Origin of the sequence: Klebsiella sp. MS 92-3 (assembly GCF_000195655.1) — a bacterium.
In the GTDB taxonomy this organism is placed as follows: domain Bacteria; phylum Pseudomonadota; class Gammaproteobacteria; order Enterobacterales; family Enterobacteriaceae; genus Klebsiella; species Klebsiella pneumoniae.
Map to the genome: position 1 here is coordinate 28,105 of NZ_GL882858.1, position 7,689 is coordinate 35,793.

At 58.5% G+C, this 7,689-nt stretch carries 6 protein-coding genes; 3 read left to right on the top strand and 3 right to left on the bottom strand.

What is annotated here, in order from left to right:
- Positions 1 to 50: 50 nt before the first annotated feature.
- Together HMPREF9538_RS03935 and HMPREF9538_RS03930 are read right to left on the bottom strand one after the other, a co-directional pair.
- Positions 51 to 851: a hypothetical protein gene (locus tag HMPREF9538_RS03935; protein WP_009486142.1), complete on the bottom strand. Its 801-nt coding sequence runs from the start codon at positions 849 to 851 to the stop codon at positions 51 to 53.
- Positions 852 to 975: 124 nt separating this feature from the next.
- Positions 976 to 1,860: a LysR family transcriptional regulator gene (locus tag HMPREF9538_RS03930; RefSeq protein WP_002914178.1), complete on the bottom strand. Its 885-nt coding sequence runs from the start codon at positions 1,858 to 1,860 to the stop codon at positions 976 to 978.
- Between the two features lie 211 nt (positions 1,861 to 2,071).
- Between HMPREF9538_RS03930 and HMPREF9538_RS03925 the strand changes: the two genes are divergently transcribed.
- Complete coding sequence (locus HMPREF9538_RS03925; protein ID WP_004212922.1) at positions 2,072 to 2,644, top strand: flavin reductase family protein; 573 nt, start codon at positions 2,072 to 2,074, stop codon at positions 2,642 to 2,644.
- Positions 2,645 to 2,654: 10 nt separating this feature from the next.
- Here HMPREF9538_RS03925 and HMPREF9538_RS03920 read toward each other — a convergent pair whose 3' ends face one another.
- Positions 2,655 to 3,017 (bottom strand): helix-turn-helix domain-containing protein, encoded by a 363-nt coding sequence (locus tag HMPREF9538_RS03920; RefSeq protein WP_085783913.1) that lies wholly within the window; start codon positions 3,015 to 3,017, stop codon positions 2,655 to 2,657.
- Between the two features lie 333 nt (positions 3,018 to 3,350).
- Here HMPREF9538_RS03920 and HMPREF9538_RS03915 point away from each other — a divergent pair, with 333 nt between their 5' ends.
- Positions 3,351 to 4,526 carry a multidrug efflux RND transporter periplasmic adaptor subunit OqxA11 gene (locus HMPREF9538_RS03915; protein WP_004212918.1) on the top strand — a complete coding sequence of 392 codons (1,176 nt, stop codon included), beginning with the start codon at positions 3,351 to 3,353 and terminating at the stop codon, positions 4,524 to 4,526.
- 23 nt (positions 4,527 to 4,549) lie between these two features.
- The coding region (gene oqxB / locus HMPREF9538_RS03910; RefSeq protein ID WP_009486146.1) for a multidrug efflux RND transporter permease subunit OqxB at positions 4,550 to 7,689 on the top strand (3,140 nt) is incomplete at its 3' end.

Sequence of the window (7,689 nt, forward strand, 5' to 3'; positions counted from 1 at the left end):
CCCCCCCCCCCCCCCCCGCCCGCCCCCCCCGCGGGGGGGGAGGGATAGATTTACCCCTTGTGAGAATACGCGTCCAGCATGGCAAGGACCGCCCGACGCGCCGCATCGTCTGCGATATTGTCAGGCAGCGCATCAGCCCGCAGGTTGACATAAGCGTCAGCAGCCCTTCGAATGGCAATCCCGACGGAGTGACGATCGTGTGTTGCCAGAGTGGAAGTCAGAAGGCCATCGGGATCAATGCCGAGGGCTTCTATTCGACGAACGCCGCGTTGCGGTAGATTGGCGCGACGAAACAGCATCGGTCCCAGCACTTGTTCCCGGAAGAAAGACAGCATCCCCAGCGCTTCGAAGAGTTCCCCCCTGCCCAGTTTAACCACGGCATAATGCAGCCAGATCCAGGCCCGGGACTCAAACCACTCCGGCGTCATATCCGGCCAGTGAGCGCTAAATTTTGCCAGCTGTCGCTCGAGAGCATCGTTATCACGGGTAAATAGCACGGCAGGCTCCTCAACGCGCTGAGTAAGCATGTCCAGGGTGATAAATTTCAGATCGACATGCAGAAGTTCCGGGCCAAACAGGCAGATCAGCAGGCGAGGCTCACCGACGTGTTCCCCGGTGAAAGCATGTAGCAGATGGCCGAGCGTTCCGGCGAACGCCATACGCTGAGCCATGATTTCGTCATAATAGAGAGGGTCGATCACCACCACGAAATCCAGATCGGAGTATTGATCAAACCCGCCATGGATAAACGAGCCGCCGGCGAGAAGGGAGTGGATCCGCGAATCAGACTGTAATTTAAGCTTCAGTTGCTCTGCAAAACTTCTGTGTAAATCGGGTAGCGTATTAAGCATACTTTTTCCTGTTCACAAAAAAGACAAAGCATTACAGAATATCGAGTGATTCATCAGCAGACCAGATATTTCTGCTGGAACCCAGCCCTCCATCGCGAAGCGCTAAATGCAAGCAATACTCCCCTCAAACCACCTCGCTCATCCACTCAGCAAACGCCCGCACGGCGGGAGAGAGAAAGCGCTGGTGCGGATAGAGCAATGTGACGGGTACCGGGGGCGGCTGCCAGTCCGTCAGCACTTCCACCAGTCTCCCCTCCTGCAGGTGGTCAGCAACGATATTCTCCGCCAGCTGCGCCAGCCCAAATCCTGCCAGGCACATTTTTATATAGAGCCCCGTTTCATTCACCGCGGCGTTGCCGCTGACGGGTACAGAAAAGGTCTCGCCATGGCGAACGAAGCGGAACTCATCGGCCCGCCTCGCCTGACCGGAGAAATAATGCACAGCCCGGTGCTGAGAGAGCGCCTCCGGTGACGGCGGCACGCCATATTCCCGAAGATAGTCCGGTGACGCGCAGGTGACCCAGCGAAAGCGGCCCAGAGGGCGGGCCACCAGGCTGGAGTTGTTCAGCTCTCCCGTTCGTATCACGCAGTCGACGCCTTCCTGAATGAGATCGACCTGGCGATCGCTGACGCCGATCATCAGGTAGATATCGGGATAGCGCCGGTAAAAGTCCGGCAGATGCGGCATGACGATGAAATGCGCGATGCCCGCGGGCATATCAACCCGCAGGCGCCCCTGAGGCCGCGCGACAGACTCGCTCAGGGTGGATTCACTATGTTCGATGAGGGCGAGAATTTCCCGGCACTGCGCCAGATACTGCATCCCTTCCGGGGTAAGGCTCACCCGCCTTGTGGTCCGGTTCAGCAGCCGCACCTTCAGGTATTTCTCAAGGTTTTTAATGGTACTGGTGACAGTGGAGGCCGGCAGGGAAAGGGTTTCCGCGGCACGCACGAAGCTTCCTGCCTCCGCGACGCGCATAAACATCTGCATAGCCTGAATACGATCCACCTTCTTTCTCTCCTGTAGCGAGCAGCTTACCGACAGACGGCATGATTATTCGTGGATTATGAATAATGAAAACAATTTACGCACCTTTTTACGCTTAATCGCCTGGCGTATCGTTGCACGGTGGATTACGAAAGAGGGCCCGAAAATGAACATGCCCTCAATAAATATCCAAATAATCATTACGTTAAATAGCATGCACAAAGGAAAAACCATGTCCGTTCAGCCTGTCGAAATAAGTAAGGCCTATCGTTTATTGCAGGTCGGGTCCACCACCATGATTTCCGCAAAATATGATGGCGTCGAAAATGTCATGTCAGCCGCCTGGGTTGGGCTGGCAGGCGAGCGAAAAGTGGTGGCCTATATTGGCACCCAGGCTTTCACTCGTCAGCTGGTGGAAAAGAGCGGCTATTTCGTGGTGCAGATCCCCGTAGTCAGCCAGATGGCAACCGTCCTCTACGCTGGCGGGCGCAGCTATGCCGACGCGCCGGATAAAAATGACACCATCCCCTTCTTTTATCAGCCGGAATTTGATCTTCCTCTTGTGGCAGGCTGTGCGGGCTGGCTGGTGTGCAAAGTGATGCCATACCCGGACATTCAGCAGCAACACAATCTGTTTATGGGCGATATCGTCGCCGCCTGGAGCGATGACCGGGTATTCCGCAACGGACACTGGATTTTTGATGATGCGCCGGACGAGCTACGGACCGTTCACTATGTCGCAGGCGGGCAGTTCTATGCCATCGGCAAAGGCAGCAAATTCGAACATGGGCCGGGTCAGGACTGACCCTCCCCGGTCATGCGGATCGCTGACGAGATGTCTGCGCAGCAGAGCGGCTGATACTCCGGCGCCAGACGCCGGGCGCCTGGCCGTACTGGCGCTTGAAGCTGCGGTTGAAGGACTGCTGGGAGTCAAAGCCGAGGGCAATCGCCACGTTCAGGATCGGCTCGTTGCTGTGGGCTAAGCGTTCGATCGACTTTTGCAGCTTTTGCGCCCGAATATATTCTCCGAGGGGCTGCCCGGTATGTTCTTTGAAGATCCGCTGCAGGTGCCACTTCGAATAGCCGGCTCGTCGGGCAACGGTGTCAATATCCAGACGGCTATCAAGATGGTTGTCGATCCAGTCGATCAGATCCTGAATGATGGCGCCAGTGTTCATCATGTTACCCCCTCGCGGCCGGTTAAAAGCATCTTTGTCAGTTGCATTTAAAGGTGGCCTGTTTTTACACAAAATGCAAGTTTTATTGTTACACTTAAATCCACGCCGGGATCGCGGTTTTTTATCCCCCCCTGGACCGCACATAAAGTGCAACAATTATTCTTGCACTTAGTTAAGCGCCTTCCTACAATCGCCGCGATAGTGTATTCGAAATTGTTACAGTTTTGTGGCGATGATCGACACAAATGGCCTTAAGCCAGCCCGGACAAAGGAAGTGGCGCGGCTTCTCACGCTGCGTCTTGCCCGGCGGCTACATTTACCGGAATAAAAATAATGAGCCTGCAAAAAACCTGGGGAAACATTCACCTGACCGCGCTCGGCGCGATGATGCTCTCCTTTCTGCTCGTCGGCTGCGACGACAGCGTCGCGCAGAATGCTGCGCCTCCCGCCCCGACGGTCAGCGCCGCTAAGGTGCTGGTGAAGTCGATCAGTCAGTGGGATAGTTTTAACGGTCGCATTGAAGCGGTGGAGAGCGTTCAGCTTCGCCCTCGCGTCTCGGGATACATTGATAAAGTGAATTACACCGACGGCCAGGAGGTGAAAAAGGGCCAGGTGCTGTTCACGATAGATGACAGAACCTATCGCGCCGCGCTGGAGCAGGCGCAGGCGGCGTTGGCAAGAGCCAAAACGCAGGCCAGCCTGGCGCAAAGCGAGGCGAACCGCACCGATAAATTAGTCCATACCAACCTCGTCTCCCGTGAAGAGTGGGAGCAGCGCCGGTCAGCCGCGGTTCAGGCGCAGGCCGACATTCGCGCCGCGCAGGCGGCGGTGGATGCCGCGCAGCTTAACCTCGACTTCACCAAAGTGACCGCCCCTATTGACGGCCGCGCCAGCCGGGCGCTGATCACCAGCGGTAACCTGGTCACCGCGGGCGACACCGCCAGCGTGCTCACCACCCTGGTCTCGCAGAAGACGGTGTACGTCTACTTTGACGTCGACGAGTCAACCTACCTCCACTATCAAAACCTCGCCCGCCGCGGGCAAGGCGCGTCCAGCGATAATCAGGCGCTCCCGGTGGAGATTGGCCTGGTTGGCGAGGAGGGTTACCCCCACCAGGGCAAAGTGGATTTTCTCGATAATCAGTTAACGCCGAGTACCGGCACCATCCGCATGCGTGCGCTGCTGGATAACTCGCAGCGTCTGTTCACGCCAGGGCTGTTTGCCCGCGTGCGTCTGCCGGGCAGCGCAGAGTTCAAAGCCACGCTTATCGACGACAAAGCGGTACTGACCGATCAGGATCGTAAATACGTCTATATCGTTGATAAAGATGGTAAAGCACAGCGCCGCGACATTACCCCAGGGCGGCTGACAGACGGTTTACGCATCGTTCAGAAGGGGTTGAATCCTGGTGATAGCGTCATCGTCGACGGCTTACAAAAAGTGTTTATGCCGGGTATGCCGGTTAACGCCAAAACCGTTGCCATGACCTCCAGCGCCACCCTTAACTGATCCCTAATCAGAGAATCCAAGACATGGACTTTTCCCGCTTTTTTATCGACAGGCCGATTTTCGCCGCGGTGCTGTCGATTTTAATTTTTATCACCGGGTTAATCGCTATCCCACTGCTGCCGGTGAGCGAATATCCGGATGTCGTCCCGCCGAGCGTCCAGGTGCGCGCGGAGTATCCCGGCGCCAACCCGAAAGTGATTGCCGAGACCGTGGCGACGCCGCTGGAGGAAGCGATCAACGGCGTTGAAAACATGATGTACATGAAATCGGTCGCCGGCTCCGACGGCGTGCTGGTCACCACCGTCACCTTCCGCCCGGGTACCGACCCGGATCAGGCGCAGGTTCAGGTGCAGAACCGCGTCGCGCAGGCCGAAGCGCGTCTGCCGGAGGATGTACGCCGTCTGGGGATCACCACCCAGAAGCAGTCTCCGACGCTGACCCTGGTGGTGCATCTGTTTTCGCCAAACGGTAAGTACGACTCGCTGTATATGCGCAACTACGCCACGCTGAAAGTGAAGGATGAGCTGGCGCGCCTGCCCGGCGTCGGCCAGATCCAGATTTTTGGCTCCGGTGAATATGCGATGCGCGTCTGGCTGGATCCCAATAAGGTCGCGGCCCGCGGTCTGACGGCCTCGGATGTGGTGACGGCGATGCAGGAGCAAAACGTCCAGGTGTCTGCCGGACAGCTTGGCGCCGAGCCGCTGCCGCAGGAGAGCGATTTCCTGATCTCCATTAACGCCCAGGGCCGTCTGCATACCGAAGAAGAGTTTGGTAATATCATTCTGAAAACGGCGCAGGACGGCTCGCTGGTCCGCCTGCGCGACGTGGCGCGCATCGAGATGGGTTCCGGCAGCTATGCGCTGCGTTCCCAGCTCAACAATAAGGATGCGGTCGGGATCGGTATCTTCCAGTCGCCGGGGGCTAACGCCATCGATCTGTCGAACGCGGTACGCGCCAAAATGGCTGAACTGGCCACCCGCTTCCCGGAAGATATGCAATGGGCAGCGCCGTACGACCCGACGGTTTTCGTGCGCGACTCCATCCGCGCGGTGGTGCAGACGCTGCTGGAGGCGGTAGTGCTGGTGGGGCTGGGGGGGATCCTGTTCCTGCAGACCTGGCGCGCGTCGATTATCCCATTGATCGCCGTGCCGGTATCGGTGGTGGGTACCTTCAGCATTCTCTATCTGCTGGGCTTCTCGTTGAATACCCTGAGCCTGTTCGGGCTGGTACTGGCTATCGGTATCGTGGTGGACGACGCCATCGTGGTGGTGGAGAACGTCGAGCGTAATATCGAAGAGGGGCTTGCGCCGCTTGCCGCGGCGCATCAGGCGATGCGTGAGGTCTCCGGGCCGATTATCGCCATTGCGCTGGTGCTGTGTGCGGTGTTCGTGCCGATGGCGTTTCTCTCCGGGGTCACCGGCCAGTTCTACAAACAGTTCGCGGTGACCATCGCCATCTCGACGGTGATCTCGGCCATCAACTCGCTGACGCTCTCCCCGGCGCTGGCGGCCCTGCTGTTAAAGCCTCACGGCGCGAAGAAAGACCTCCCTACCCGGCTGATCGATCGTCTGTTTGGCTGGATTTTCCGTCCGTTTAACCGCTTTTTCCTGCGCAGCTCGAACGGCTATCAGGGGCTGGTGAGCAAAACCCTCGGACGCCGTGGCGCGGTGTTTGCGGTGTATCTGCTGCTGCTCTGCGCCGCTGGGGTGATGTTTAAAGTCGTCCCCGGCGGGTTTATTCCCACCCAGGATAAGCTGTATCTCATTGGCGGCGTGAAGATGCCGGAAGGGTCGTCGCTGGCGCGCACCGACGCGGTGATCCGCAAAATGAGCGAGATCGGGATGAATACCGAAGGGGTCGACTATGCGGTCGCTTTCCCGGGGCTTAACGCGCTGCAGTTCACCAACACGCCGAATACCGGGACGGTCTTTTTTGGCCTGAAACCGTTCGACCAGCGCAAACATACGGCGGCGGAAATTAACGCGGAGATCAACGCCAAAATCGCGCAAATCCAGCAGGGCTTTGGCTTCTCCATCCTGCCGCCGCCGATTTTAGGACTGGGTCAGGGTTCCGGCTACTCCCTGTACATCCAGGATCGCGGAGGGCTGGGCTATGGCGCGCTGCAAAGCGCGGTGAATGCGATGTCCGGGGCGATTATGCAAACGCCGGGGATGCACTTCCCGATCTCGACTTACCAGGCTAACGTGCCGCAGCTGGACGTGCAGGTCGATCGCGATAAGGCGAAAGCGCAGGGGGTATCGCTAACCGAGCTATTCGGTACGCTGCAGACCTATCTCGGCTCGTCTTATGTCAATGACTTTAACCAGTTCGGGCGTACCTGGCGCGTGATGGCCCAGGCCGATGGGCCATACCGCGAGAGCGTGGAGGATATCGCCAATCTGCGCACCCGCAATAATCAGGGCGAAATGGTGCCGATCGGCAGTATGGTGAATATCAGTACCACCTACGGGCCGGATCCGGTGATCCGCTACAACGGTTATCCGGCGGCGGACCTGATTGGCGATGCCGATCCGCGGGTCCTCTCTTCTTCGCAGGCGATGACGCATCTGGAGGAGCTGTCGAAGCAGATCCTGCCGAATGGGATGAATATTGAGTGGACGGATCTCAGCTTCCAGCAGGCCACCCAGGGCAACACGGCGCTGATCGTCTTCCCGGTGGCGGTGCTGCTGGCGTTCCTCGTGCTGGCCGCGCTGTATGAAAGCTGGACCCTGCCGCTGGCGGTGATCCTTATCGTACCGATGACGATGCTCTCCGCGCTGTTTGGCGTCTGGCTGACCGGGGGCGATAACAACGTCTTCGTGCAGGTGGGTCTGGTGGTCCTGATGGGCCTGGCCTGTAAAAACGCCATTCTGATCGTCGAGTTTGCCCGCGAGCTGGAGATCCAGGGGAAAGGCATCATGGAAGCGGCGCTGGAGGCATGCCGCCTGCGTCTGCGCCCGATCGTGATGACCTCCATCGCCTTTATCGCCGGGACCATTCCGCTGATCCTCGGCCACGGCGCGGGGGCGGAAGTCCGCGGCGTCACCGGGATCACGGTGTTCTCCGGGATGCTGGGCGTGACGCTCTTCGGTCTGTTCCTGACGCCGGTGTTTTACGTGACGCTACGGAAACTGGTGACCCGCAGGAAGCCGGTCCAGGAGGA

Excerpts from the sequence above, each read along its gene's own strand:
- HMPREF9538_RS03935 (WP_009486142.1), bottom strand. The coding sequence starts at position 851 with ATGCTTAATACGCTACCCGATTTACACAGAAGTTTTGCAGAGCAACTG.
- HMPREF9538_RS03925 (WP_004212922.1), top strand. The coding sequence starts at position 2,072 with ATGTCCGTTCAGCCTGTCGAAATAAGTAAGGCCTATCGTTTATTGCAG.
- HMPREF9538_RS03915 (WP_004212918.1), top strand. The coding sequence starts at position 3,351 with ATGAGCCTGCAAAAAACCTGGGGAAACATTCACCTGACCGCGCTCGGC.
- HMPREF9538_RS03920 (WP_085783913.1), bottom strand. The coding sequence starts at position 3,017 with ATGAACACTGGCGCCATCATTCAGGATCTGATCGACTGGATCGACAAC.